27 protein-coding genes are annotated in these 23,682 nt (G+C 40.7%); 8 read left to right on the forward strand and 19 right to left on the reverse strand.

Annotation, left to right across the window (positions count from 1 at the left end):
- The first annotated feature begins 15 nt into the window (after positions 1-15).
- The 3 genes from Q7A53_RS08390 to Q7A53_RS08400 are packed head-to-tail and all read left to right on the forward strand — an operon-like array spanning position 16 to position 2,272.
- Positions 16-750 carry an ABC transporter permease gene (locus Q7A53_RS08390; protein ID WP_411788697.1) on the forward strand — a complete coding sequence of 245 codons (735 nt, stop codon included), beginning with the start codon at positions 16-18 and terminating at the stop codon, positions 748-750.
- A complete protein-coding gene (locus Q7A53_RS08395; RefSeq protein WP_411788698.1) occupies positions 747-1,484 on the forward strand; it encodes an ABC transporter ATP-binding protein in 738 nt (245 codons plus the stop codon). Before Q7A53_RS08390 ends, Q7A53_RS08395 begins: the two co-directional genes overlap by 4 nt.
- Entirely contained in the window at positions 1,481-2,272 is a 792-nt protein-coding gene (locus Q7A53_RS08400) for a TatD family hydrolase (protein WP_411788699.1), read from the forward strand. The genes Q7A53_RS08395 and Q7A53_RS08400 overlap by 4 nt, the downstream gene beginning before the upstream one ends.
- 67 nt (positions 2,273-2,339) lie before the next feature.
- Here the strand turns inward: Q7A53_RS08400 and Q7A53_RS08405 are convergent, their stop codons facing one another.
- Positions 2,340-3,008 (reverse strand): VC0807 family protein, encoded by a 669-nt coding sequence (locus tag Q7A53_RS08405; protein ID WP_411788700.1) that lies wholly within the window; start codon positions 3,006-3,008, stop codon positions 2,340-2,342.
- Positions 3,009-3,296: 288 nt separating this feature from the next.
- Here Q7A53_RS08405 and Q7A53_RS08410 point away from each other — a divergent pair, with 288 nt between their 5' ends.
- Positions 3,297-4,259 (forward strand): hypothetical protein, encoded by a 963-nt coding sequence (locus tag Q7A53_RS08410; RefSeq protein ID WP_411788701.1) that lies wholly within the window; start codon positions 3,297-3,299, stop codon positions 4,257-4,259.
- A 348-nt stretch (positions 4,260-4,607) separates the two neighbouring features.
- On the opposite strand, the gene Q7A53_RS08415 is transcribed toward Q7A53_RS08410, so the two are convergent.
- From Q7A53_RS08415 to Q7A53_RS08465, 11 genes are all read right to left on the reverse strand, one after another.
- Positions 4,608-4,784 (reverse strand): Spo0E family sporulation regulatory protein-aspartic acid phosphatase, encoded by a 177-nt coding sequence (locus Q7A53_RS08415; protein ID WP_411788702.1) that lies wholly within the window; start codon positions 4,782-4,784, stop codon positions 4,608-4,610.
- 664 nt (positions 4,785-5,448) lie between these two features.
- Positions 5,449-6,540 carry a toxic anion resistance protein gene (locus tag Q7A53_RS08420; RefSeq protein WP_411788703.1) on the reverse strand — a complete coding sequence of 364 codons (1,092 nt, stop codon included), beginning with the start codon at positions 6,538-6,540 and terminating at the stop codon, positions 5,449-5,451.
- A gap of 12 nt (positions 6,541-6,552) precedes the next feature.
- Positions 6,553-8,166 carry a YceG family protein gene (locus Q7A53_RS08425; protein ID WP_411788704.1) on the reverse strand — a complete coding sequence of 538 codons (1,614 nt, stop codon included), beginning with the start codon at positions 8,164-8,166 and terminating at the stop codon, positions 6,553-6,555.
- A 41-nt stretch (positions 8,167-8,207) separates the two neighbouring features.
- Positions 8,208-9,002, reverse strand: a complete 795-nt coding sequence (locus Q7A53_RS08430) for an HAD family hydrolase (protein WP_411788705.1) — start codon at positions 9,000-9,002, stop codon at positions 8,208-8,210.
- Positions 8,999-10,096: a cysteine protease StiP family protein gene (locus Q7A53_RS08435; protein ID WP_411788706.1), complete on the reverse strand. Its 1,098-nt coding sequence runs from the start codon at positions 10,094-10,096 to the stop codon at positions 8,999-9,001. Before Q7A53_RS08435 ends, Q7A53_RS08430 begins: the two co-directional genes overlap by 4 nt.
- Entirely contained in the window at positions 10,093-11,484 is a 1,392-nt protein-coding gene (locus Q7A53_RS08440) for a phosphoribosyltransferase family protein (protein ID WP_411788707.1), read from the reverse strand. The genes Q7A53_RS08435 and Q7A53_RS08440 overlap by 4 nt, the downstream gene beginning before the upstream one ends.
- On the reverse strand, positions 11,393-12,604 hold the full coding sequence (locus Q7A53_RS08445; RefSeq protein ID WP_411788708.1) for an HpcH/HpaI aldolase/citrate lyase family protein: 1,212 nt from the start codon (positions 12,602-12,604) through the stop codon (positions 11,393-11,395). Before Q7A53_RS08445 ends, Q7A53_RS08440 begins: the two co-directional genes overlap by 92 nt.
- A gap of 66 nt (positions 12,605-12,670) precedes the next feature.
- Complete coding sequence (locus tag Q7A53_RS08450) at positions 12,671-13,459, reverse strand: TerC family protein (RefSeq protein ID WP_411788709.1); 789 nt, start codon at positions 13,457-13,459, stop codon at positions 12,671-12,673.
- 44 nt (positions 13,460-13,503) lie between these two features.
- Entirely contained in the window at positions 13,504-14,082 is a 579-nt protein-coding gene (locus Q7A53_RS08455; protein WP_411788710.1) for a TerD family protein, read from the reverse strand.
- A 101-nt stretch (positions 14,083-14,183) separates the two neighbouring features.
- On the reverse strand, positions 14,184-14,765 hold the full coding sequence (locus tag Q7A53_RS08460; protein WP_411788711.1) for a TerD family protein: 582 nt from the start codon (positions 14,763-14,765) through the stop codon (positions 14,184-14,186).
- Positions 14,766-14,793: 28 nt separating this feature from the next.
- Positions 14,794-15,396, reverse strand: a complete 603-nt coding sequence (locus Q7A53_RS08465; RefSeq protein WP_411788712.1) for a TerD family protein — start codon at positions 15,394-15,396, stop codon at positions 14,794-14,796.
- A gap of 282 nt (positions 15,397-15,678) precedes the next feature.
- Here Q7A53_RS08465 and Q7A53_RS08470 point away from each other — a divergent pair, with 282 nt between their 5' ends.
- The gene (locus Q7A53_RS08470; protein ID WP_411788713.1) at positions 15,679-16,059 is read left to right on the forward strand and encodes a RidA family protein; all 381 of its coding nucleotides are present in this window, start codon (positions 15,679-15,681) and stop codon (positions 16,057-16,059) included.
- Between the two features lie 88 nt (positions 16,060-16,147).
- Here the strand turns inward: Q7A53_RS08470 and Q7A53_RS08475 are convergent, their stop codons facing one another.
- Positions 16,148-16,378, reverse strand: a complete 231-nt coding sequence (locus Q7A53_RS08475) for an excisionase family DNA-binding protein (RefSeq protein WP_411788714.1) — start codon at positions 16,376-16,378, stop codon at positions 16,148-16,150.
- A 285-nt stretch (positions 16,379-16,663) separates the two neighbouring features.
- Here Q7A53_RS08475 and Q7A53_RS08480 point away from each other — a divergent pair, with 285 nt between their 5' ends.
- On the forward strand, positions 16,664-17,119 hold the full coding sequence (locus Q7A53_RS08480; RefSeq protein WP_411788715.1) for a hypothetical protein: 456 nt from the start codon (positions 16,664-16,666) through the stop codon (positions 17,117-17,119).
- 52 nt (positions 17,120-17,171) lie between these two features.
- On the opposite strand, the gene Q7A53_RS08485 is transcribed toward Q7A53_RS08480, so the two are convergent.
- Positions 17,172-17,654 (reverse strand): outer membrane protein assembly factor BamD, encoded by a 483-nt coding sequence (locus tag Q7A53_RS08485; protein WP_411788716.1) that lies wholly within the window; start codon positions 17,652-17,654, stop codon positions 17,172-17,174.
- A gap of 316 nt (positions 17,655-17,970) precedes the next feature.
- On the opposite strand from Q7A53_RS08485, the gene Q7A53_RS08490 reads away from it, so the two are divergent.
- Entirely contained in the window at positions 17,971-18,774 is an 804-nt protein-coding gene (locus tag Q7A53_RS08490) for a VCBS repeat-containing protein (protein WP_411788717.1), read from the forward strand.
- Between the two features lie 292 nt (positions 18,775-19,066).
- On the opposite strand, the gene Q7A53_RS08495 is transcribed toward Q7A53_RS08490, so the two are convergent.
- The 4 genes from Q7A53_RS08495 to thrC form a co-directional block, all read right to left on the reverse strand.
- A complete protein-coding gene (locus tag Q7A53_RS08495) occupies positions 19,067-19,621 on the reverse strand; it encodes a DUF5412 family protein (protein ID WP_411788718.1) in 555 nt (184 codons plus the stop codon).
- A 106-nt stretch (positions 19,622-19,727) separates the two neighbouring features.
- Positions 19,728-20,432: a hypothetical protein gene (locus tag Q7A53_RS08500; protein WP_411788719.1), complete on the reverse strand. Its 705-nt coding sequence runs from the start codon at positions 20,430-20,432 to the stop codon at positions 19,728-19,730.
- Positions 20,389-20,964 carry a sigma-70 family RNA polymerase sigma factor gene (locus Q7A53_RS08505; RefSeq protein ID WP_411788720.1) on the reverse strand — a complete coding sequence of 192 codons (576 nt, stop codon included), beginning with the start codon at positions 20,962-20,964 and terminating at the stop codon, positions 20,389-20,391. Before Q7A53_RS08505 ends, Q7A53_RS08500 begins: the two co-directional genes overlap by 44 nt.
- Before the next feature lie 223 nt (positions 20,965-21,187).
- On the reverse strand, positions 21,188-22,288 hold the full coding sequence (gene thrC, locus Q7A53_RS08510; RefSeq protein WP_411788721.1) for a threonine synthase: 1,101 nt from the start codon (positions 22,286-22,288) through the stop codon (positions 21,188-21,190).
- A 231-nt stretch (positions 22,289-22,519) separates the two neighbouring features.
- Here thrC and Q7A53_RS08515 point away from each other — a divergent pair, with 231 nt between their 5' ends.
- A complete protein-coding gene (locus Q7A53_RS08515) occupies positions 22,520-22,813 on the forward strand; it encodes a hypothetical protein (RefSeq protein WP_411788722.1) in 294 nt (97 codons plus the stop codon).
- Here Q7A53_RS08515 and Q7A53_RS08520 read toward each other — a convergent pair.
- Complete coding sequence (locus Q7A53_RS08520) at positions 22,803-23,363, reverse strand: GNAT family N-acetyltransferase (protein WP_411788723.1); 561 nt, start codon at positions 23,361-23,363, stop codon at positions 22,803-22,805. The genes Q7A53_RS08515 and Q7A53_RS08520 overlap by 11 nt on opposite strands.
- Positions 23,364-23,682: the final 319 nt, after the last annotated feature.

Below are 23,682 nucleotides of genomic sequence, written 5' to 3' on the forward strand. Positions count from 1 at the left end.
AAAGGATGGAGACCTATGCTGGTCCTCATCCTTTTCTTGCTCATTTGGGAAATGTGCAGCCGTTTCTTTGAAATACCCGAGTGGCTTCTTCCTGCTCCTTCTGATATCGGCCAGGAAGGCATTGAGGGATGGACTGAATATCATCATCACCTCTTTTCAACCATTGAGTTGACTCTTCTGGGTTTTTGCATCGGAACGGCTTTTGGATTAGTAGTGGCCATCGCCCTGCATTTAATTCCTGCGCTTCGGCAAGCCTTTTACCCTATTCTTATTCTGTCGCAAAACATCCCGATCATTGTTCTTGCACCTTTACTGGTCATCTGGTTTGGATTCGGATGGCTTCCTAAGATTATTGTGATCGTTCTCGTCTGCTTCTTCCCAATCGCGATTGCGGTGATGGACGGACTGCGTCAGACCAGCCAGGAACTGATGCACTATATGAAGATGGCCGGCGCCGCAAAGGGACAGATCTTTCGCAAGCTGGAATGGCCGCACGCCCTGCCTTCACTATTCTCAGGTCTGAAGATTTCTGCCACCTACAGTGTAATGGGAGCAGTTATTTCTGAATGGCTGGGGGCAAAGAACGGAATCGGCGTGTATATGACCCTCGCTTCTTCTTCCTTTAGAACGGACCGGGTATTTGTCGCCATCTTTCTCATTATGGCTTTAAGTCTTCTGTTCTTTTTGATCATCCATCTCATCGAGAAAAAGACCACCAGCTGGCAGCGGAAAGGAGTGGACAAGACATGAAGAAATTATCGATAGAAGGTCTCTCAAAGTCATTTGAAAATGCGCCTGTATTACAAGATGTAACCTTTTCTGTGAATGAAGCAGAATTTGTTTCTATACTCGGACCATCCGGCAGCGGGAAAAGTACACTGTTTCATTTAATAGGCGGCCTCTATCAGCCGGATTCCGGTTCAATCTATTTAGACAGCAAGAACGTTACCGGCAAACGAGGAAAGATTAGCTATATGCCGCAAAGTCCCTCCCTGTTCCCCTGGCGGACGATCTTAGAAAATGTTCTAGTGGGAGGCGAAATTGTTGGCCAGGAAAACGAGCAGGAAGCAAGTGAAATGATCGCAGCTGCCGGTCTGGAAGGTTATGCTCAAGCTTATCCCCACCAACTTTCCGGCGGGATGAAGCAACGTGCTTCTTTCATCCGCAGTTTGTTAAGTCCTCAGTCACTGATTTGTCTGGATGAACCTTTTTCCGCACTGGATGAGTTCACTCGATTAGAAATGCAGAAATGGCTACTCTCCATATGGGAAGAACATAAACGATCCATCCTTTTTGTGACTCATAACATTGAAGAGGCCTTATTCTTATCAGATCGAATTATCGTATTATCGAACCGTCCGGCCAAAGTAAAACGGACCTTTCATGTTCCTTTTGACCGTCCAAGAAAAGAAAATATTACACTCACCAATGAATTTCTTGAATGGAAGAAAGAAATCTATAATGAATTGAGAGACATGCTATGAAACAAGCCGTAATTGATGCCCACATTCATCTTGAAATGTATAGCGATCAAGAACAAAAGAAACTCCTGAAGGATATGAAATCTGGTTCCATCCAAGCTCTTATTGCCGTATCTAACCATTTGAAATCAGCTTACGATACTTTAGATCTTGCCCGGGAAAATGAACGGATTAAGCCGGCAGTAGGATTTCACCCTGAGCAACTCCTCCCCTCTGAAGAGGAAATTGAGGAACTGCTTTCTCTATCGGAAAGATTTAAACTGTTTATTACTGCCATCGGTGAAGTCGGTCTTCCCTACTATCTGAAAAAGGAAGATCCCCAGTTAGCAATGGAACCCTATGTTACGCTCTTAAAGAGATTCATTCATCAGGCAGCGAAACTCAATAAACCCGTTATTTTGCATGCCATCTATGATCAGGCAGACTTAGTTTGTGATCTACTAGAACAAGAGTCGATCGCCAAAGCACACTTTCATTGGTTCAAAGGAAAACAGTCAACAATGAAAAGAATGATCAACAATCGTTACTTTATTTCCATTACTCCCGACTGCTTATATGAACGCGAAATCCAGAACATCATAGATTTCTATCCTATCGAGCTGATGATGGTGGAAACAGACGGTCCTTGGCCATTTAACGGCCCGTTTACTGATCAGCTGACCCACCCGGCTATGATTCACTCTTCCATTAACCAGATTAGCAAGATCAAACAGCTGCCTTTAGAACGGACGTATTCGATCCTTTTTAATAATACGTGCCGCTTCTATGACCTCGCCCCTCCTTCATACTAGTAAGGTCGCGTAGGTTGCTGTTGCAGTAATAAATATAAAAAAGGAAGCATAAGAGGGCAGCCCTTCCCTATGCTTCCCTTTTATTTTGGTCTTTCATTTCCAATTGCACCTCTTGTAACAAATCTGGCGAGCTATTAATCACCTTCCCAATATAGAAATACCCGCCCATAATGACGAAAGAAATTCCCCAGCTGAGTGCTTGCTTCAAAATGATGCCTTTATCAAAAGCGTCTACTCCATATTCTTTAATCAGCCACACTTTAATACTTGCTAGAATCACATTTTGAAGGGCAAAGGCAGCGGTGATGAGACAGAATATCAAGTAGAGTTTTTGCTTATGAAATAGTTGATTGCTAAACTTGCGATCATACCCTTGCATCTCCGTAAAGTCTAGACCAAAGTAAAGGGCGAGCGGTTTTTTCAGGAGGATAGTTACTAAAAAGACAACGGCCATGACATACGCATAAATCACATGGTTCCATAATAACTGCAGCGCAGAACCAGCGAAAACGTCGATCAGCGTACCGATGATAAGGTTGACGACCATATAGATTCCAAACACGTTGATCTTTTTTAATGCCCAAAAACGATAGACCGTATAAATGATCCCTGGCACTGTCGATAACAGCATCGCATAATAATCTCCTATTGCCTCTCTAGTCAGATGCCACACAGCTAACGGGAACACAATGTAGCATACCAAATCCAACAGGATAAAATTTTTATTATTATTCACTTTATGAAAACCTCCGCTTTTGCTTATTCCTATGTCTTACTGTTACGGATGATTATGGAAAAAGTTTCAAATTTGGAATAAGTAAGCTGGCATGGGTTTGATTTTGAGACAAATGAGGATACATTGTCTAAAAGATAATTTTTACGTATAATTATTCGTTAGATAGAAAAGAAGGTCGTCCTACAGGAATTATGATTTACTTATTCATTTATCAAATGCTGCAGGCAGGATAATTGCTTAAAAATCCGTATGAGTTTAAAAGAATATCCTTTAAAAGAAGAGGTAAATATGAAAGTAAAAAAGAAAGCGCATATCACGTCAAGACCAACAGAATTAAAAGAAAGACGAATTCTACCTGCTGTTTTGTTATTCTTCCTCGCCCCTCTTTTTGGAGAGTATTTGCTTGGAATATTATCGTTATCAGAAATTTATTATGTTCTTTTCCTCTCTCCAATGTATGGAGGCGGGGCTATTCTAATCCGTGAGGTCACTCGAAGGGCTGGGCAAGGAACAGTCATGCTGCTCATCCTCGGAATTGCTTATGGTCTGATAGAAGAAGGTATTGTCGACCAAATGCTTTTTAATCCTAACTATCTTGCTGGGCAAGAATGGAATTCGTATATTTCCTTTCTTGGTATGGATGGCAGGTTAACGATATACGTTCTGGCCATGCATGCGGTATGGAGCACTTGTATCCCGATCCTCCTTATTGAGGCACTTTTCCCTGAACGGAAATTGAAGCCGTGGCTTAGTAAAAAAGGTTTAGGGTTCGTTGCTGCCCTCTTTATTATTGGATCAGCCTATCTCTGTTATGAAACAAAAATGGAAAAGCATTTCTTTGCTTCAGTACCACAATTACTAGGAACAACTTTAACCGTCATAATCCTTGTGATTGTTTCCTTTAAATGCAAATATCATACCAGTGTTTCCTTAGAAACTCCGGCCCCGAAACCCTGGTTCATAGGGGGAGTTTCTTTCATTACTTCAAGCTTATTTATGCTCGCCGATTCTTCTTATGGATGGGTGAGTTTTGGTGCTTGTGTAATACTAGCCACAGGATTTTTCTTAATGGTTTATCATTGGTCTGGGCGTAATGACTGGGGGGACAATCACCGTATAGCCCTTATAGGTGGCGGAATACTGACATATGTTTGGCTTGGCATGTTTTCTGGCAGTATTATTTTTGGGTTTGGTGCGATTGTATTGCTTATTTTAGCAAATAGAAGACTAAAAAAAACGCTTAGTTATTAAGACTAAGCGTTTTTTTATAACTTTATTTTATGAGTGATCTAAAAGAAGTCTAGATCTATGTAACCTGCCATCCCATGAAGAATGGTTAAGTTCCCGCAGTCGTAATAGCGAATGGAATGGCATTGATTAAAAAATATCATAAGCTTCCATATTTAGCAAGATCCAGTTCTGTAATCCAAAAAAAATTACGAACCTATCAGCCAGAGAATTAGCTATTCTCTGCTATTGCAATTATTTCATAGTCAAATTATCAGTACCTTTGTATTCCCGTCAATCCAGACTAGATCTATTTTAGTTAGGTACATTGAAAAGAACCCGGGGGTATACTTTGCAGTAAGAATGGTGTGGTCAGAATTTACGGCTTTGTGAAGAATGCTTATTCTGATAATCGCGCCATTTATTAAGCAGTGAATCGAGCTCTTGTGATATTGTAATTAACTCTTCATCTTGTGGGTCATTATTATAAATTTCATACATCATTTCTCTTAAGTCTTCTATTTGTGTTTCCAGCTTTTGTTTATCCAATCCATTCACTCCTTTACTACTTTCATACCCCTGCACAGTTTTCCAAAAACTTCTTCTATGATTTTACTATTCTTACACTTCCCCATCCTTTTATATAAAAGCTTCCATATCTGGAATACTCCGTTTAGAGACATTCTAAGCCCGTCGCCTTAGGAAGACTAGGGTTGGATGGGAAATAACTCGCTTTCCTGCTGGGGAACTGGCAAGCCTCCTCGCTCGTTTCACTCTCTGTGGGGTCTTGCCTAGCTCCTTCTCCCGCGGGAGTCTCCTCATTTCCCATCCAACAATGCCCTATTCAGGTGAACGGACACATTTGACATAAGAAGTGTGCGTTGTTTAAATCCCTTGGATGCTAGTAAAGCCGAGATTTCGCATGGAGAGATGCTCTCCCTCCCTGTATAGGTGGATGATTGGTAGATTCGAGCATTTGTAAAGGGCAAAGTCCGCAGGGGACGGCAAGATTTCTGTTGGATGCACCTAACAGGTGAGATCCCCGAAGGCTATGCCTGGGAAAACTCTGCGCATGACCGAATCGTTCCCCGCTGCCCATTTCTACAACTGTCACGAAATCGAGTCTTCCAGACCCCTGCACGTTTCTAGAATTCTTGATTCCATAGTAAAAAAAGAACAGTAAGCGCTAAGTCTCACTGTCCCTTTAGATAGCTTACTGTCCAATACGTTTAATATTTTCCTGCAGCTCCATAATACGGCGAGTTCCATCTTCACGCAGCTGCTTATTTTCATCTTCAATCGCTCTTGTCTCTTCCATCCCTTTGACGATCGTGTTCCAGGACTCTTCAATCGTTTCAATATCCACACTTGGCCGGCCAGACAGGCGAGCGATTTCGGTACTTTGGTTCGCAATATTTTCCGCATTACGCTTAAGCATTTCATTTGTTCTACGGTCAAGTTCACTCATAGAGTCAGCCACCAGTTTTTGACGCTTCGCCGTAACGGCTTGAATAATACCATTTTTGAAAATTGGAATGGTAATAATAAAGGCGGAATTGATCTTCCCAATGAGCTTCGTATTCCCGCGCTGAAGCATGCGAATTTGAGGAGCCGTCTGCAAGGCTACCATACGTGCCATATCGAGATCATAGACTCTCTCTTCCAATGCCTGTAATCCATTTTTAAGCGTGTCCAGCTCCATTTTTGCCATCTGATCTCCATTGGCGGCCTTCTGCTCATATTCAGGTACAATCTGCTGTAACTCTTCTATTTTCATTTGGCCAGCAACTACATATTTTTCAAGCTGCATATAATAATTAATATTATTTTCGTACATTTCCTCAAGGGTCGTGGTAGATTGCGTCATTTCATCTTTATACTTAGAAATTTCCACGTGTACTTTTTCAATTTCTCCGCCAATGGTTTGATATTTGCCGAAGATTTTCTCGATCATATCATTACCCCGCTTGAAAATCTTGGAGAACAGCCCTTTTTTCTCTTCTTCAAAGTCCTTTTTGTCAAACTTATCCATGATTTTACCAAGCTGAGTAAGCATCACTCCAGAGTCTGTAACGCTATTTGTCCTCATCATAGAAAGAATTCGATCGGAAAACTGAGAAATCTCATAAGCTGGTTCTTTACCAAACTCCAGCAGTGCAATCTGGTCTTTAACGTCAATTTGATTACTTAGCTGCTGAACTTCCGGTTCTTTTCTTAAACGGCCGCGAATATCATCGGCTTTTGCCTCGGTGATCTCTTCTTTTTGGTCTAGTGTAGTAATTGCGGATTCATTTGAATTTGTCATAGTATTCTCTCCCTACTTCATAATAGAATTCAAGAATTTCTTCACAAACGTTGGTTCTTTAAACTCCTGGCCAAATGTCATTTCCTCCAGCCAATGCGTATCAAATTCTTTTTCCTCAATAAACTGTTCAATACAGTTGTGACCCGGGGGATTATAAATAACAATATCGATACCAAATGCATTAAGTAAAAGAAGCTTTGCTGCATCCGAACGAGCGAGTGTGCCATTAATTTCGGTATTATAAAGAACGAGTTTAGGAACGGTTTGAGAATAATCAAAAGTCTGCATTAAATGTAATAAAGATGGTGGAAGATTAGTCACCTGGGTGAATAAATACAACCGGACATCTTCCTTTGTTTCATTATTTTTAGGCAAAAGCTTTGGTTTGTCGCATATCCTAGAAATGGTTTCGGCGATTGCCTTCTGAGTTCCGCTTGGTAAATGCTGATATTGCCAGACATTCGTCTCCATCAGCTTCCCTGGATCTATCTTCCCCTCTCGATTAGTGGCGTCCCGCAAATGAAAGGTGTAGTTCGCATGGATTTCATCGGTAAACGGAAATTTCTTTATTAATTCAGTTTCTTTCATCTCCGTGAGTGACTGCAGCCTGTCCCAATATTCTTTGGAATTGGTAGATACCCCCATGATTTTCGCGAAAATGTTCGGAATTTCCACGGTATCTCTTGAAGCTTTAAAGTTTGGACGAATAAAGGCTTTTTCCTTGGCAATCAAAAATAATTCGTCATAAGTCGTTTTTAATGTAACCGATTTAGGGGTGTGATTTCTAAACTGCCATGGTTTATAGAGCTGAGAACCCTCATGATGAAGCACATGGTCCATTTCCTGAGAAGAACGATAAGCAACCGTTGATTGACGTTTTGGTTCCTCAACAGGGAAAGGCTCAAGTTCTCCTTTTGCCGGATATTGATACACAAGAGATTGCTTCTGCTCAGGGTCGATTAATTCGAATTGATCTTTTCCCTCGGGATGGAATAGTAAGACATCGCAGCCTAAGATCATTAAGTAATATAAGAAGTAGAGCTGGCTTTTGGTAGCGTCTCCATACCAAATTACATGAGGCATCTCTTCTTCTATATTGACTTCATTCAGCCAAGGATCCAAGTGGTTCCAGGACCATTTCACTAAATCAACAAGAACTCTGCGAAAATCCGGATCCGTAAATCCCTTGGAGTGAGAGCTCTTAAATGTATCAAGTACTTTCATTAAAGATAAACGGATATGACGATTCATTGCAGGATTCGAGTGCTTCGGAGTAAGCTTCTCTCCATCTAAAAAAGCCACAAACCGATTAGTAGATAACCCTTTTTCCTCCTGATTAATCATTATGATTTTTTGTACCGCCTGAAACGTTTCTGGCGGGATCTGCTTATTTAAAGACTCACTTAGCACATGGATGGATTCTTTCTGGTATAGGTGATGCAGGGTCATAAGGTAGTCGGTCTCATCATACGTAGTGCCTATGATTCTACCTGCTAATGCACTGAATTCCAACGATTTTTCCATTCCGTAATTCTGGCGTTCCGGAAGTTTCTTATTCAATGTTTCTTTCCATTGATCATTTTCCAGCGCAGCTTTGTGTATGGTTAAGTCATGATATTCACCCACGGTGTCCCCTCCTTTCACGCTTCATTTTTGACGAAACCGCTCTAGGTGAAGTAAAACGATAAATTTAGAATACGACTGGTTATCTCTTCCGAAGCATCCATACCGTGTGAATCGGTGCTGAACAGGTCAGGGTAAGCATCAAGCACTTCCCCGTGAGAAGGAACGATTCCTGGCTGACCATTTATAATTAAGTTCAAATCAAGGGATGAGTCGCCTGCTGTATAGACTTCGGATATACCCAGTTCTCCTGTTATAAATTTCACGGCACGCCACTTATCAATGCAGCCTGGAATGAAATAAACTTTCTTTCCTTGCCAGGATAACTGCCAGTTTCGAGCCTCTGTCCAATTTATTAATGCTCTTACATCAATAGATTCTTTAAGATGAGGATCAACTATACAATAGAAAAAATAGGGATCCACTTTTCTAATGCGCTGAACATGCGAGTAGAATGAGATGGTTTTTAGCTCTTTTTCCATTTCTGTTACGGAAAAATAGTGACGCAGATCATTGTGAATCCTGCTGGTCCATTCTTCTAGAACTTCTCCATCCTTTAAAATCACCGCCCCATTACAGGTAATTGCATAAGTCGGCTTAATTTCTTCATGAAAGAGCTGTATACGTTTGTATTGCTCCGTCGTCCTGGTGGTGACGGGAATAAAATATTGATTATAAGCCCACTCTTCTAAATTTCTCTTCGCTTCCTTCGAGATAAAAGACAGGTCACGATTCTCGAGCTTCTCTATTACTTCATAAGGTCCTCGCGGTGAATATTGCTCTATCATTCTTTTCGAGTAAATTAACGTGCGGTCCAAGTCGCTAGCAAAAACTTTCATTCTTTCTTCTCCATCGGCTGAATAAGCCCGCAGCAGGCATAGGACATATCCTTAAATTCTATGACAGGGACCCCGCGATCCTCTGCGAGTAATAAAATGTGCTGAAGTTCGCTTTCCGTGCCAGGCTTAATTAGGATTTTCCAGGGCACTCTTCTTAACAGTACCCGCGTAGTTTCGCCGACTCCTGGTTTAATCAAGTTGATGTTATCTATAGAGTAGTGCTCCTGTATTCTTTGGATGGATCGAAGTCCTTCCCAGTTCGGGGCTGTATAGGATTCTTTAACCTGCCCCAGTAATTCATTCACTTCTGTCCGGGTGTTCTTAAATTGTTCGCTGATCGTTTCAATATAAAAGTTGGACAGATCTTTCTCTTTAAGCTCCGCATAATACTTGGCCCCATGAAATTCATCCCGTTTGATCCACTCTCTATTTAATACCGACCGGCTGACTAAACCAGAAATCGTGGAGTTCAAACACGCACTCGGTATTATGAAATCCTCTCTCGTTCCATAGAGTGAAGAACAGTATCCAGGATCAGCCAGGACGGCAAGCTCTGCAGAATGTTGGGTATGAAAAGTTTGATTATATCGTTCGATGGAAGATGTTAATTGTTTCGTTATCGCACCTTTCCCCGTCCAGCCATCTATAAATGTAAGAGAGGCATGTGGATGGGCGTTCTCGATATACTGAAGAGCATTATGATCAATTCCCCTGTCCCTGATAATGGAAATGCTGTAATGAGGCAGGGAACAATCATATTTAAATTCAATATACCTTTTAATCAGCACGCCTATGGGAGTCCCCGCTCTAGCCAAGCTGCAAAGCACGGTGTCGAAACCTCTTCGCTCTACAATTTGTTCAGCAACCACCCCTGCAGCGATCGCTACTCTTCGTTTGTTCGTCTCTAAAGAATCATAGAATAGTTGAAGATACTCTTTTGTAGGTTCATATTCAATGGGAAGCATTTGTGAATAATGAACACCATTCTGAATAGCTTCTTCACGTTCGGCGGTACTTTTCTCAATTGAAAGATCAGATAAATCTTTCAAGAGAAAAGTAACATCTTCTTTGGGATAGCTGCCTGTAACGGTCATTGATCAACACTTCCTTTGGAGAAAGAGACTACATTTAGATTAGATATCCCTTTATTCTTGCATAGTTCTACTATGGGCTGAATGGCTCGATTTTCAACAGGTTTTTCTATGAAAAAGTACAATTCCTCATACTGTTGAGATGGAATATTATAAAGATAATGGAGGACTCGACTATCTTCCGGGTTAGCGTAACAGCAGCCATTTCTAATGGCATACCCCTCTTTATCAATAGGATGGATGGGGCTTCTCGTCGACGAATGATAGTGAACATCCTCCCCCATCATACTTGCAATTTTCATAGGGATATACATCAGCTCTCCCGTTCCTAGACACAAGGCAGAGCCCTCGGTTCTTGTTAATTTCAGCTGATCTCCCGCTGATTGACAGGCAGCCTCTATGGAATCGCGCTCCTGAGCAGCAAGACCAAACCTTCCCGTTTCATGAATATAGCCAGGCTCTACTGAACTATTTCCCTGTTCAGAAGATAGACAATCCTCGCTGCGAAACCAACTTGAAAGGTCGATCCAATTCACCTTCACTTGCTCTGAAGTATCGTTTGGGATTTCATAATCATAAGAAGAAGTGCTTAAACTCTCTCCTTCAAAACTCATCACTCCAGATAATAGGGAATAACAATGGATATTGATCTCCATTTCCGCTGCATATCTGGAAAAAGCCTCCCTGTGTTCCTCAGTTCTCCAATCAAGTATTGAAAGTATCGTATAATCTTTTCTTGGATGTTTCGTATGAATATCATCGATAATATTAAGTGCTGTCTTCCCTGTGGAAATTTCATCATCCACAAGAATAACCGGCTGATTGGTCGCCAGAAACTCTTCATTTGCCAGACATCTCTGATCCACAGCATGAGAGTGTTCCTCTTCAAAGGTTAAGACCGGTTCCACATCAGGAATTTCTTCTCGAGTCGTGTGAACGTATGAAGATCCTTCCATCCCATCATATACCCCATGACCAAGCGCAGTTGCTGTTTCTGCAAACCCAATAATAATCGCGTCTGTCTCATAGCTCTTCAGTCGTTCCCGCAAAGCCATATAGCCCTGATGAAGTCGCTCCGGCTCATTTGATAAATAATCTTCCACCACATCCGTCAAATCCATTGACTTGCCTTCTTTCTCCTGAAAGTAATGAAGAGCCAGAAGTCCAGAAGTAAATAAAGGAACGATCGGGTGAACAGGAACATGTTTACCTAATAGGTTGCTGACAAATAGAAAGGCACGTTTCTTATTGACTCTTGCAGCCATAGTGAATAGAGCTTCTAGCGGAAGTTGAAAAGGATTATCTTTGATCTGTAATTCGACCTTCATGTTGTTCATGATCATATAAGTCTCTTTGTTTGGTGAGTAAGTCGATGTAGCTGTGTTTTTCATGGTACACCCCGTATATCTTTGATTTCGCAATAATTTTTTCTGCCCATCTGCTATGAGGCTTAATCTCATTCATTTTATTAGAAAAAGCACTTCTAACGGCGCCGCTATGTTCACTCGATTGGGAGACAATACTCAAGGCATCCATATATTCCTCTTTCGTGACTACATACAAGCTTTGAACAATCCCCAAATGAGAAGGGTGAATGATGGTTTTTCCATTTAAGCCGTTTTCTATATCCAGAATCGTTTCTTTGATCAGTCCATCAGCGTGTTCACTCAGCAACTGAGAACGATAGACCAGTCCTTCTTCACCATAATCTTCAAAAAAAGGTGTTTTGCGCAATTCCGGCTTTAACACGCGGGAGGACTGTCCAAAATACTCCCACACCGGACCAGAAATAACAAAATCTCTAGCAAAGTAATTAATCACATCGGCCATAAAATCACGAATGATGGAGATATCATATATGGTGGTATTATACTTTCTGCGAATTCCGTAAAGACCACATAAGTCAGTCGCTCCAATTCGAAGATTTAAAAGGAAATCCTGATACGCGCCAAATCGCTCCGACAAATGATTGAACCGCGCCTCTCTAGTGCGTTTATCCAGTAAATCTGCCGTTTCTAAAATCGGCATTCCATAAAGGGTGATGTTCAATTCCTGAGTAATTACTATTAAAGAAGAGAAGTATTCATCCACATTATCACTCGAAAGTTTTGGAAAAACAAAACCAGTCAGTAAATCCGCTGCTTCTCCTAATTGCTTTGCTACAAATTTCATTTGTTCCGGAGTTCGAACCCGAATAAATAGAAAGGGGAAGCATTCATCCTGATCAACAGATTGATAGATTTTTTTCAATTGCTGAATTACATTTTGCTCTGCTAACTTAACTTCTTCATCTCCAATCGCGTCTTCGAGACAGATGACCATGGAACCGATTTCCGGATGTTTCTTCCCAGTGACCAGCTCAAGAAAGTCCTGCCGGTTTGCCGGCATATAAAGAGTGCCTCCTAAAGCAAGGGCGAGAACGGACTTCGGTGACGTCTTGGAAATATTCTCTGGGTTCTTATAAAAAATCCCAGATTCCTGCAATGGAGATAGCCAATTAAAGTATTTCATGCTTCCACCTCTTTAGATTCAAAAGGGAAGGAGTGCTCAGCCCTCTCCTTCCCACATGAGTTTCCCCTATTCCTCTTTAGAGGCAGCCACTTCTTTCAGTGAATCCGACTCATGTTTACCATTTTTAGTATTATAGTAATGGACAATAAATGTAATTAAGAAAGCGGCAATCAGAACACCAAAGAATAATAGGTGGTGAATATGCACGCCAAACGTACTTAGTCCCATCTTAATGGCAATAATTCCAATCAGCACATATGCCGTGGTTTCAAGCTCCGGCACCTTATCAATCAGAACTAAAAAGACTCTGGCTACCGTTCTCATCATCAAGATTCCTAAGGCACCGCCTAAGAATAGAATCCATACTTCTTCGGAAACCGCAAAAGCAGCTAGAATACTATCCACAGAAAAGGCTAAGTCCATGATTTCCACCGAAATAACTGTGGCCCAGAACAATCCAAAGACTCGGGCTGCCCAGCCATTTTTATTTACAGCACCGGCATCATCATCATCTTCACCTTTCCAGAAGTACTGGATAACCAGCCAGGCAAGATAGCCTGCCCCAATCAATTTAATCCACCAGAACTTAATTAAATAGACTCCTAAACCGATAAATAAGACTCTAAAGAAATAAGCACCAAATAACCCATAGGTCAAAGCTTTCTTTTGTTGTTTCTTCGGAAGATGTCTGACCATGACAGCTAAGACAAGAGCATTATCAGCCGATAACAGCCCTTCTAAGATAACCAAGGTTCCTATATACCCCCAGGCTACTGGATCAGTAAGGACCTCTCCCCACATCTTCCAATCAAAAAAGGATGCATAGGTTGATAATATTTGATGTATAATATCCACTGCGTAATTCCTCCTAATTCATTAACCCTCTCCGTAACCGCAGATTAAACTTCTAACCCGTAGTTACGGCAAAGGGATGCGAGTCCTCCTGAAAAACCGCTGCCGATAGCGTTAAATTTCCATTCCCCTTGATTGCGGTATAATTCGCAAATCACGACAGCTGTTTCAATAGAGAAATCTTCTCCTAAGTCAAATCGTAATAATTCTTCATTGCTTGATTCATCTACAAGTCTCACAAACGCATTGGATACTTGACCGAAATTCTGACTTCGTGCATCCGCATCGTGTATAGTCACTGCGATCCCGATTTTATCAACGTGAGAAGGAACTTTCCCGAAGTCTACGACTAATTGTTCGTCGTCTCCTTCTCCTTCACCAGTACGGTTATCCCCTGTATGAACGACCCCGCCGCTTGGATGTTCCAAATTGTTATAAAAGACAAAATCTTGGTCGTGTTCACATTTACCTTGTCCATTTACTAGAAAGGCTGAGGCGTCTAAGTCAAAATCGTCTCCGCCATGATATTTGTTAATATCCCAGCCTAATCCGATAACTGCCTTTGTTAATCCTGGGTTAGTTTTTGTTAAGTCAACTCGTTGACCTTTTGATAACTGCACAACCACTTCGAAGTCCTCCTTCAATTATTCGTTAGTGATGATTTTTCATAGCCATTTAAAAAGTGAAAAGAAAAGCAAGAAGGATCCACTCCCTCTTGCCGCTGGCATTAGCCGATTTCTAAACCAAAATCGCTTGCAATACGTGCAAGTCCGCCTTGGTAGCCAGAACCTACAGCAGAGAATTTCCATTCCCCGCCATGACGATAAAGCTCGCCGACAATAATGGCGGTTTCAATTGAAAAATCTTCCCCAAGATCGTAACGAATTAATTCTTCGTTTGACTCTTTATTAACAACACGAACAAACGCGTTCGATACCTGTCCAAAGTTTTGGCTGCGCGCCTCAGCTTCGTGAATCGTAATTACGAAAGCAATCTTCTCAGTATTGGCAGGAACATCCGCTAGAGAAACGTCAATTTTCTCATCGTCCCCATCGCCTTCACCAGTGCGGTTATCCCCTGTATGTACAACGGAACCACTACCGCCTTCCAACTGGTTATAGAATACAAAATCACGGTCTGAGCCGCATTTGCCTTGACCGTTTAGCAGGAACACACTGGCATCCAAATCAAAGTCATGACCACCATCATATTTATTCGTATCCCAGCCCAGTCCAACGGTAACTTTAGATAATCCAGGGTTTGTTTTAGTTAAATCTACCTTTTGACCTTTTGATAATGATACTGCCATTTCATTCATCTCCTTTTAGTTAATAGGATTATACGTAGTGCTGCACGATCTCTTTTAAGCCGCGATCATTAGTGCCATTGCCAATCGCTGCAAATTTCCATTCATTTTCCTGACGATAAATCTCGGAAACAACAAGAGTCGTTTTTCCAGCGTAGTTATCCGTTAAATTAAACTTAAGCAATTCTTTGCGGTTGGCATTATCAACCACTCTAATGAAAGCATTTTTAATCATGCCGAAGTCCTGCTTTCGCTTAACTGCATCATAAATATTAACGACAAATACTAGTTTATTCACGCTAGCTGGAACTTTATCCAGGTCTACAAGAATCTGTTCGTCATCGCCTTCTCCTTCACCGGTAAGGTTATCCCCGGTGTGCTTAATGCTTCCGTCTTTACTATTTAGATTCCCAAAATATATTAAACTTTTATTGTCTTTAAACTTATCATCTTCCAGCATTAGAACAGAAGCATCACAATCTATTTCAGGAGCTCCAGAGCCGAATAAATTCCCTAATATTCCGCCGCCTTTCGACTGAACGGGGTCCCAGCCAAGACCCACCATGATTTTTGATAGACCTGCGTTCCCTTTGGTGAGATCAATCCGCTGCCCTTTTTGTAAAGAAATTGCCACATCTTTCACTCCTCTAATCTTTTATTTTTGAACAGAATATATGATAGATTCTGCTATTATCATACACCATTCATCACTAAAATCCCAAGAATCACAGTTAGAAAGTAAGACTATTCTATTAATTACCAATTCCATGTTTGTGATTCATAGTTAAATATACGGACAAGTTGAGTTTTGGTTTCAAGATTCGCTAAATTTTTTCCGGAAATCTGTCTCATCATTTCGAAAAATACCGCCACCCATGATAGGATAGATTAAAATCTGCATAATGGAGGAGAAGACATGTTTAAACCCATTGCAACAGAAAAGGCACCAGCAGCCATTGGCCCATACTCCCAAGCGACTGATGTAGGAAATTTAATTTTTATCTCAGGACAAATTCCGCTGGATCCTTCCACCCAGGCTTTTGTGTCGGAGGATGTGAAGGAACAAACCGAACAGGTGATGAAGAATATCGGAGCGATTTTACATGAAGCTGGACTTTCCTATCAACATATTGCTAAAGCGAATATCTACCTCGATTCGATGGATGATTTCTCTATCGTAAACGAAGTCTATGCCAGCTACTTAAGTGAACCTTATCCAGCACGCGCAGCTGTAGAAGTTGGAAAACTTCCTAAAGGTGCAAAAGTAGAGATCGAAGCTATTGCCGTAAAAGAATAAATGGACATAAATAAAACCCGGACCATTTTTATTTTTTGGTTCGGGTTTCCTGGTAATTAAATTTCTTCTGTTGCTGAATTATCTATCATTAATCCTCATCTTTGACGTCGGGATCCTCAGGGATGGGTTCACTTAGGTACTCCTGAATCCACTGCCGATACTTTTCTATTTGTTCAAAATGATTACTGAATTGGTCTTTGTTAATGAGAAGCTGTTCCCCATCATCTACCGTTTTAATTTTCCGCTGCCTAATAAGACTCACAATGTAATCTTCCGGCATCTCCAAATATTCAGCAGTTTCCTTAATCGTTATGTACAACCCAATCACCACCAAAGGATAGTTTTATTTAAAGCCGGAGAGGAGCGTTTAATCATTTAATCATTAAAAAGGCCTTCCCTCAGAAAGGGAAAGCCTTCGATATTTTGTCGCGAATGTACCGACGACCACATTCGTCGTTTAGCTTAATCGCATATACTTCGTCTTACACAAATAGCTCATCGCCCTCTTACTATACCACGCTGACGATTGGAAAACAATAGCTGTATCTATGCCATCCTGCCCTATGCTATAATAAACGGACGAATACACTAGTTGGAGGCGTCTATGCTAACATTTGAAGAAAAATTATCAATTATAGAAGAGTTTCAAGAACTCACAAAAAAAGAAATATCGCTCGGCCGCCTGAATTTTCACTTTGAAGAAAGTCTTTATGAAAAGAAGATCGTGGTCTATCACCTCCATCCCAACGGAAACGGCTTTGTCTATGGAGGACAGTTGGACCAATATGCTGCAGATAACCGTGGAATGGTTAACATACGGAACTTTGATCAGGATGAGCTTCGATCCATTATCCAGGCATCCATCGAATCTTTATCCCTTTCCCCTGCTGAAAAAGCTCCTGTTCTGGAAGAATGGTTAAATGACGATGACCAATCGCTGGTCTTAATGAGAGAAGATGACGGATACAACGTTTATGCAGGAGAGGACCTAGAAGGGACGTTTAATACGTACAAGGAAGCGGCAAACTTTCTTGATCAAGAAGGATTTCAACCTTTATAATTTTCAAAAAAACTCATGGGCAGAAATCTGACCATGAGTTTTTTTGCTTCGTTTAGTTAAAGTGATCAACCATCTTAAGCAGCTGCTTTTTTGTTAGGGATTCAGATTCGCGCTTATAAAGATTGGTAATAGCATAGGATATATGATCTTTCTTCCAATAGACGTTTTTCCCATTAGGATTCTGACTATATTTCACTTGCTGTCCTGCAGGAGTAGAAGCTTTAGTTAAATCTCCTCCCTTTACTTTTTTCGCCTTCTTTTTCATCTGCACTTCGACAAACCCGATCCCTTCATTCTTCATATGAATTCTCAAAACACCGTCTGACGATTCAGCAGATATATCTTTTGCGTCAAATGGGAGTTTTGCCGGCAGTTCTGGTTTAAAATCAAGTTTTCCAGCTGCTTTACTTACTTTTTCATTATTAAATGAGTACTTTAAATCACTAGTGCTTGCTTTAATCGTGTCTGAACTGCATGCCGAGAGGACAAATAAAACAGCTAATAGACTGATCAAACCTGTTATTCTTTTATTCACGACTTCCCTCCTTACCTTGAAAAGATTGTTTATCTCCTTCTGAGTGAAGTAAAACTTTTAAAGGTGGTTTCCTATAATATACGGCGTGTCATCTGCACACCTTTTTCTCACAGAATATAATAATAATTGCATGGCACTTCCTAATCCACCCATAATCTACCTGCCTCAGTATAAATTCCATTCCCTATATAGAACGGTAGTTAAACGGGATTTTTACTAATTCATGACAAAAAGATTACATGTACGAAAAAACAGGAAACCCTTAGCGAAAAGTAGCGGGATAAGCACCAATCTCCCTCAAATGGGCATATGATAAATGACTATGAATACAGGAAGTATGTTTCAGCTTCCTGAATCGCGGAGGGATCCTTATATGTATAGTTATCCTTATAACCAAAGACTTCAGCAGATGAACGGCACATCTTATATTCTTGCTTTCCAACAGGGGGATGTAAATGGAGACTATATCCAGGATTACGTTTACTTAATCGGTCAGAAGTTCCCTGACAGTCCTTACACGAAAAATATTACCCTGGTCATCCAGGATGGCAAGACAAATCAATTTTACAGTGTTCCTTTAAAAACCAATGAGGGGTATCAGCCCGGACTCTTTTTGGGAGATCTTACAGGCAATCATGTAGACGACATTCTAATTAGTATAGATTCAGGAGGCAGCGGTGGATTTGCTTACTATTACGCATATTCTTTTCAGGATAACCAATCACAGCTGTTGTTTAACTATGAACAATTTAATCGCGAATTTGTTTATTCCGTTACTTATAAGGATCACTACCAAGTAGAAGTCGTTAACAAGACTCTTCAACTTAAATTCATGATTGATTTGAGCGGCAGAGGAGAAGAATATCTTTCAGAGATTTATGATAAAAGTGGTAAGCTGACTACCCCAATCAGCGGATGGGTGTCCGAACTCAACCGTCTCTATCCTATTGATTTCCAAGGAAACGGCACGTACGAACTCTTTGCCATACAGAGAATTGCAGGCAGATACAGCGCGGATGGTCTGGGACTTATCCAAACTACATTAGTCTGGGACGGAAATAAATTTGTTCCTCAAAATAATCAGCAGCAGGCAGCTATATTCGGGACCTCTCTCTCATAATTTCATGGTAAATTAAATGCAATCGGATGGGCAGCCGTGAAAGGAACTGGTCAGAATTTGTCGTAATAAATATTTCCTGGGAAATGATGCTATGTATTTGTCGAATTCGGCGCATGCCTGCATCCCGCATTTATTTGTTTAGGTTAGGAGCTTTGCAAAATAAATTCTCGTTTTCGCAAATAGAGGGACGATTATCGCAAATATATTTCCTTTTAAGCAAATTAAATTCGATATTCGCAAAATAAAAGACGATACTCGCAAATAAACCCAACCCCAACAGAAAGTACTCTGCTCAATTTCCCACCTGGTTACTCAGCCCGTAAGTTTCCCCTTTCTGGAGATTTAATTTATGGTGATTAATCGTCACCGTATGATTATTTTCCCATACTGCCTCTACTTGATCTTTATGCCGCTGATAGTAAATTCTCTTCTTAAACCAAAGCGGCCCCTTCCTTTCCCCCATTATTCCAAATGACCCAGCAGCGCCAGCGTCCCAGCGATATACATCTATGGTATAAGCTCCATCAGGAGAGTGAATGCTTCTAATTAACTCCCGCCCTCCTGAAGTGTGGAACACAAGAGAAAGTAGAAAAGCTGCTAAGAGAATGGTAGATAACAGAAAAGAAAAAATAATGGAGAACCAGCTCATCAACTTGAAGAATAGACCCACTTGACCCTTTACCGCTTTTAAACCTAAGAATAAAGCGATAATTCCAAAACATAATAGAACATAATTCGGCGGGGCCACCAGCCAAGTGTGATTGAGCCAGGAATACAATGAATAAAGGGAAAGGCATAATGAAAATAGGAAAACTCCGATCGAAGATAATAGAAATCGATTAGCCAACTTGACCTCCCCCTTTTCTTAATTAAACCTTAATTTAAAGTCACTATAAATTCCCCTTAGCACCTGCTTTTTAACATTGGATTCTTCCTTGCAAGAACGAACAGGACTAAGAACGGTCGTTTGTCTGCGTGATGACTTGATGGGCCATTTGATGAATTTCTGTTAAATGTTCCTTTGCGTAGTGAACAGCCTTTTTATTACTTTCTCTATTAATAGGAAGAAGTGAAAACGAGTATAAGTAATCTCCTTTCTCAAAGTAGATGATCCCTGGTTTGTTATCTTCACGCAGCAATAATAAGCTAGTGCTGTCTTCATAAGAGTAAGAGTCTGTCTTAGATTTAGTATCTGCCTTAATATCTTTCAAACTACTCCCCAAAGAAATATGAACAAAAAGGACGTTCTTTTCCCCTCTAAATTTAATTGATACATCTTCTATGTTCCTGCCATTTCTCTGATACTTAACATATGGCTGTTCAATAGTTTTAAAAAAGGGGGTGGGGATCGTCATATCATTTGGGAGATTTCCCTTAGCTTTACTTAAAATTTCATAGTTGAATTCTTGGATGTCTGAGGAAGAGGAAGAATTATTATTCACCGCTTCCTGGTCCACGTCTAAAAAGTTTAAACCTATGATAACTAAACAGCAAGCGACTAATCCAAGGATATTTTTAAACCAATGAAATTTCCAGGAAGGTTTCAATGAATCACCTTTCGATTTAATCGCCTTCAGCATGTTACGTTGCTGGGTTTCTGATAACTCTAGTTCATTAACATAGGAAGTCTTCGCCATTTCTTTTAATTTCTTCTCCATCACCTGTTGCCTCCTTTTCATTTGGTAATGAGAGACTAAGAAGCTCTTTAGCTCTTTTCAGTCTCGACTTCACTGTATTTTCATTCACTTCAAGCAATCTTGCCATTTCTTTAATCTTCAATTCTTTAAAATAATAAAAAACTAGAACTTCACGATATTTTATCGGGAGGTTTAACAGTTTATCCGTTATTTGGGCAGACTCATCCTTTTTAAGCACTACGTCCTCAGGGGTTTTGGTTTTCCCTTTTGCAAACCTTAGAATTTTCTCACTTATTATAATGTACTTAGAGTAACCGCTCTTCAAAAAATCCTTACAGTGGTTAATCGCAATCCTGTAAATCCAAGTCTTAATCGAGGAAAGGCTCTGAAACTTATCATAGTTTTGATAACATTTAAGAAATATTTCCTGGGTTAGATCTTCAGCAGTCTCTTTCCGTTTCACATAGGTATAGCATAGTCGGTAAATATCATTGTTGTATTGATTAAATATACTTTCTAGAAAAGCCTCTTTTGATGAAAAATCATTATCCAATCCCATCCCTCCTTTCTTGCTTCTCTTTGTAGACGATTGACCCATTGGAAAAGTTTAAATTTTATGAATTTATTAAAGAAACCACTTTATCCTTAGCTAATTGGTCCTCCAAAAAAGAAAACCCGAATCAAGGACAATGAGCTTTGTGTCCCTTACTCGGGTTTTTTAACAAATTATTCATTTACTAAATCAGCCGCCAACTATAAGCATTCATCCCGCTTTCCTATTTCTTCAAACCCGATCCGCACAGCGCAATCACAACCCTCTCACTTTCGGTTACGTGCTTGATTTTATACTTCTTGTACGCGGCATAAGTGGCTGCGGTTGTAGGTTCCACATAAAATCCTTTCTTTGCTAACTCGGCTTTCGCTTCATCAATATCTTCCTCAGGTGCAGTGATGATTGTCCCTTTAGACGCATGAACTGCCTGAATAATCTGTTCGCCTCTAGCTGGATCAGCGATGGCAATCCCTTCCGCTGCCGTTCCTTCATTCTCAACGGATGTTACTGGCGAGCTGCTGGTAAAAGCGTGTGCCAGGGGGGCGCAATTTTCAGCTTGAACCGCGACGAGCTTAGGTAATTTATCAATCATGCCCGCGTTTAGCAGATTTGTAAAACCGATATAGGCACCAAGCAATAACGTTCCATTTCCAACGGGAAGAATGATTTGGTCTGGAACCTTAAACTGCAATTGTTCCCAAATTTCGAATGAAAAAGTCTTTGTTCCTTCATGAAAAAAAGGATTATAGACGTGTGAAGCATAAAAAGCATCTGTTTCCTCCACAGCTGATTGAGCTGCTACCGCCGTTTCCTCTCTTGTTCCTGCAATCTTATGTACGATGGCACCATGGGCTTTTACTTGGGCCAATTTTTTTTCAGAGACAGAATCCGGAACGAAAACGTGGCATTCGATCCCTGCTCGCGCAGAATATGCTGCAATCGAAGTTGCTGCGTTGCCGCTGCTGTCGGCAATGACAGAGGTCACGCCCAGCTCTTTTGCTTTAGCAATAAGAACAGCTGCTCCGCGATCTTTGAAGGAACCCGTTGGCATTAAATAGTCCATCTTAACCCATAGATTAGGTTCTTGATCGTCGAATGGGACGAGCGGTGTCATCCCCTCTCCTAAAGAGAGGCTTGAAGAGATTTTTTCAGAAACCGGCAGAGCCTCCTGATATCTCCACATTGTAGCTGGCCGGACAGAAATCATTTTTAATGGAAACCGTATGGCACCGTGTTTCACTTGAAATAATCCATCCGCGGGCTTCCAATTGTTTTTATCTGGAACGTATTCTACACCTTTTGAATCTACAAAAATTGTCTTCATCCCTTCACTCCCTCTTATTAAAAATACTATAACTATAAACTTAGCAAATCTTTTGGCTTACGAACATTGCTCCACTACTAGTTAAAATACCCCAAAATAGGGTATAGTTTATAGTAAGAAATTCTATACCTCCGCGAAGATTAATCTTAATATTAAACTTCCATACATAACAGCTATAAACCATCCAATTTTAACAAATACCAACAGGAATCACTTAAAGGGGGTATGAAAATGAGTTTCAATTTACTTCAAGACGGATTTGGCAGTCACAAATTCTACCCTGTAAATAGCGAAATACGGATTCATAGCACACTAATTGAGCATCAGTGCCGGAGTATCATGCTTCAATACTTAGATAAACCATTTGGTTATCGAAAGATCAGCAGAGCAGATGTAGATTCTCTTCCTCCCTATGAGAGGACATTTATCCATGGCTGTTTAGAAGCGATTGATGAGGGCTGCTATGACGACCGCTCCAAATTTCAACATCTGCACCTTTTGATGTCCCAATCCTTTAGTCCTTAACCCTGCGAAAGGATTGCTGCCGTAATCGATAGACAGCCATATTCACGCTTCTCCCCCGGCTGTCTATCTCATGGAATATTCTCACTCTGTCAAATTGCTGCGTTTCCAGCAGATTCAGCGATTTGGTGTTCAGCGCATTTGTAACAGCTTCGATCGTTTCAAGCTTTAAATTGCTAAATCCGTAGTGAATGATTCTATTTACTACCTCCGTCATAATTCCCTTCCCCTGATAATCGGGATGAAGTTCATAACCAATCTCCGCCTTCCTTTCAAGAAAGTCGAACTTCCATAGGCAGACCGTTCCAACCACACGGCCTGTTTTCTGCAGCACAATCGCCCACATGATCCAATTTCCACTGGATACTCCCGCATTGATGTTATGGATGAATTCATAAGCTTGATCGATCGTATGGTAAGTCTCTCGATCGAGATAAGTATATACACGGTCATCGGTTCGTAAGTAGTAAAGGTCTTCAGCATCTTTTCTTCTTAATTGTCTTAGACTCGTGCGCTCTGTCTTTAGATTTGGGAATGATGAGAAATAACTCATCGCTGCCCACCTCTCTTTCAAAAATAACCCTAAATGGGTCCATAGAAGAGAAAAATTAGAATCAACTCCTCTTTCCAGCTAAATAGGTAGAGATCCTTTGTATTAACATATCCATTCTTCTCCGCCGTGTGAATTAGGTCATCGCAACCAGCCACTTTATGCATGAACTTCTCTTGATTCACCTTTCCCCACCCATTATACCTCTAGACAACGAAATAAGTTAGAAAATAAGGAAGTAGAAATAACCTTTGCTTTTGTCGAACATTGAAATAACTTGTTTATCATTATTTCCAATGGGTATAGGATAATCATACTACGC

This window comes from Halobacillus rhizosphaerae (genome assembly GCF_046719735.1).
Taxonomy (GTDB): Bacteria; Bacillota; Bacilli; order Bacillales; family Halobacillaceae; genus Halobacillus_B; species Halobacillus_B rhizosphaerae.

What these genes read in the sequence shown, in the direction of transcription:
- Q7A53_RS08515 (WP_411788722.1), top strand. Translation starts at nt 22,520, where the DNA reads ATGAGTTTCAATTTACTTCAAGACGGATTTGGCAGTCACAAATTCTAC.
- Q7A53_RS08490 (WP_411788717.1), top strand. Translation starts at nt 17,971, where the DNA reads ATGACTATGAATACAGGAAGTATGTTTCAGCTTCCTGAATCGCGGAGG.
- Q7A53_RS08390 (WP_411788697.1), top strand. Translation starts at nt 16, where the DNA reads ATGCTGGTCCTCATCCTTTTCTTGCTCATTTGGGAAATGTGCAGCCGT.
- thrC (WP_411788721.1), bottom strand. Translation starts at nt 22,288, where the DNA reads ATGAAGACAATTTTTGTAGATTCAAAAGGTGTAGAATACGTTCCAGAT.
- Q7A53_RS08400 (WP_411788699.1), top strand. Translation starts at nt 1,481, where the DNA reads ATGAAACAAGCCGTAATTGATGCCCACATTCATCTTGAAATGTATAGC.
- Q7A53_RS08500 (WP_411788719.1), bottom strand. Translation starts at nt 20,432, where the DNA reads ATGGAGAAGAAATTAAAAGAAATGGCGAAGACTTCCTATGTTAATGAA.
- Q7A53_RS08440 (WP_411788707.1), bottom strand. Translation starts at nt 11,484, where the DNA reads ATGAAAAACACAGCTACATCGACTTACTCACCAAACAAAGAGACTTAT.
- Q7A53_RS08460 (WP_411788711.1), bottom strand. Translation starts at nt 14,765, where the DNA reads ATGGCAGTATCATTATCAAAAGGTCAAAAGGTAGATTTAACTAAAACA.
- Q7A53_RS08520 (WP_411788723.1), bottom strand. Translation starts at nt 23,363, where the DNA reads ATGAGTTATTTCTCATCATTCCCAAATCTAAAGACAGAGCGCACGAGT.
- Q7A53_RS08410 (WP_411788701.1), top strand. Translation starts at nt 3,297, where the DNA reads ATGAAAGTAAAAAAGAAAGCGCATATCACGTCAAGACCAACAGAATTA.
- Q7A53_RS08480 (WP_411788715.1), top strand. Translation starts at nt 16,664, where the DNA reads ATGCTAACATTTGAAGAAAAATTATCAATTATAGAAGAGTTTCAAGAA.
- Q7A53_RS08445 (WP_411788708.1), bottom strand. Translation starts at nt 12,604, where the DNA reads ATGAAATACTTTAATTGGCTATCTCCATTGCAGGAATCTGGGATTTTT.
- Q7A53_RS08435 (WP_411788706.1), bottom strand. Translation starts at nt 10,096, where the DNA reads ATGACCGTTACAGGCAGCTATCCCAAAGAAGATGTTACTTTTCTCTTG.
- Q7A53_RS08470 (WP_411788713.1), top strand. Translation starts at nt 15,679, where the DNA reads ATGTTTAAACCCATTGCAACAGAAAAGGCACCAGCAGCCATTGGCCCA.
- Q7A53_RS08420 (WP_411788703.1), bottom strand. Translation starts at nt 6,540, where the DNA reads ATGACAAATTCAAATGAATCCGCAATTACTACACTAGACCAAAAAGAA.
- Q7A53_RS08395 (WP_411788698.1), top strand. Translation starts at nt 747, where the DNA reads ATGAAGAAATTATCGATAGAAGGTCTCTCAAAGTCATTTGAAAATGCG.
- Q7A53_RS08430 (WP_411788705.1), bottom strand. Translation starts at nt 9,002, where the DNA reads ATGAAAGTTTTTGCTAGCGACTTGGACCGCACGTTAATTTACTCGAAA.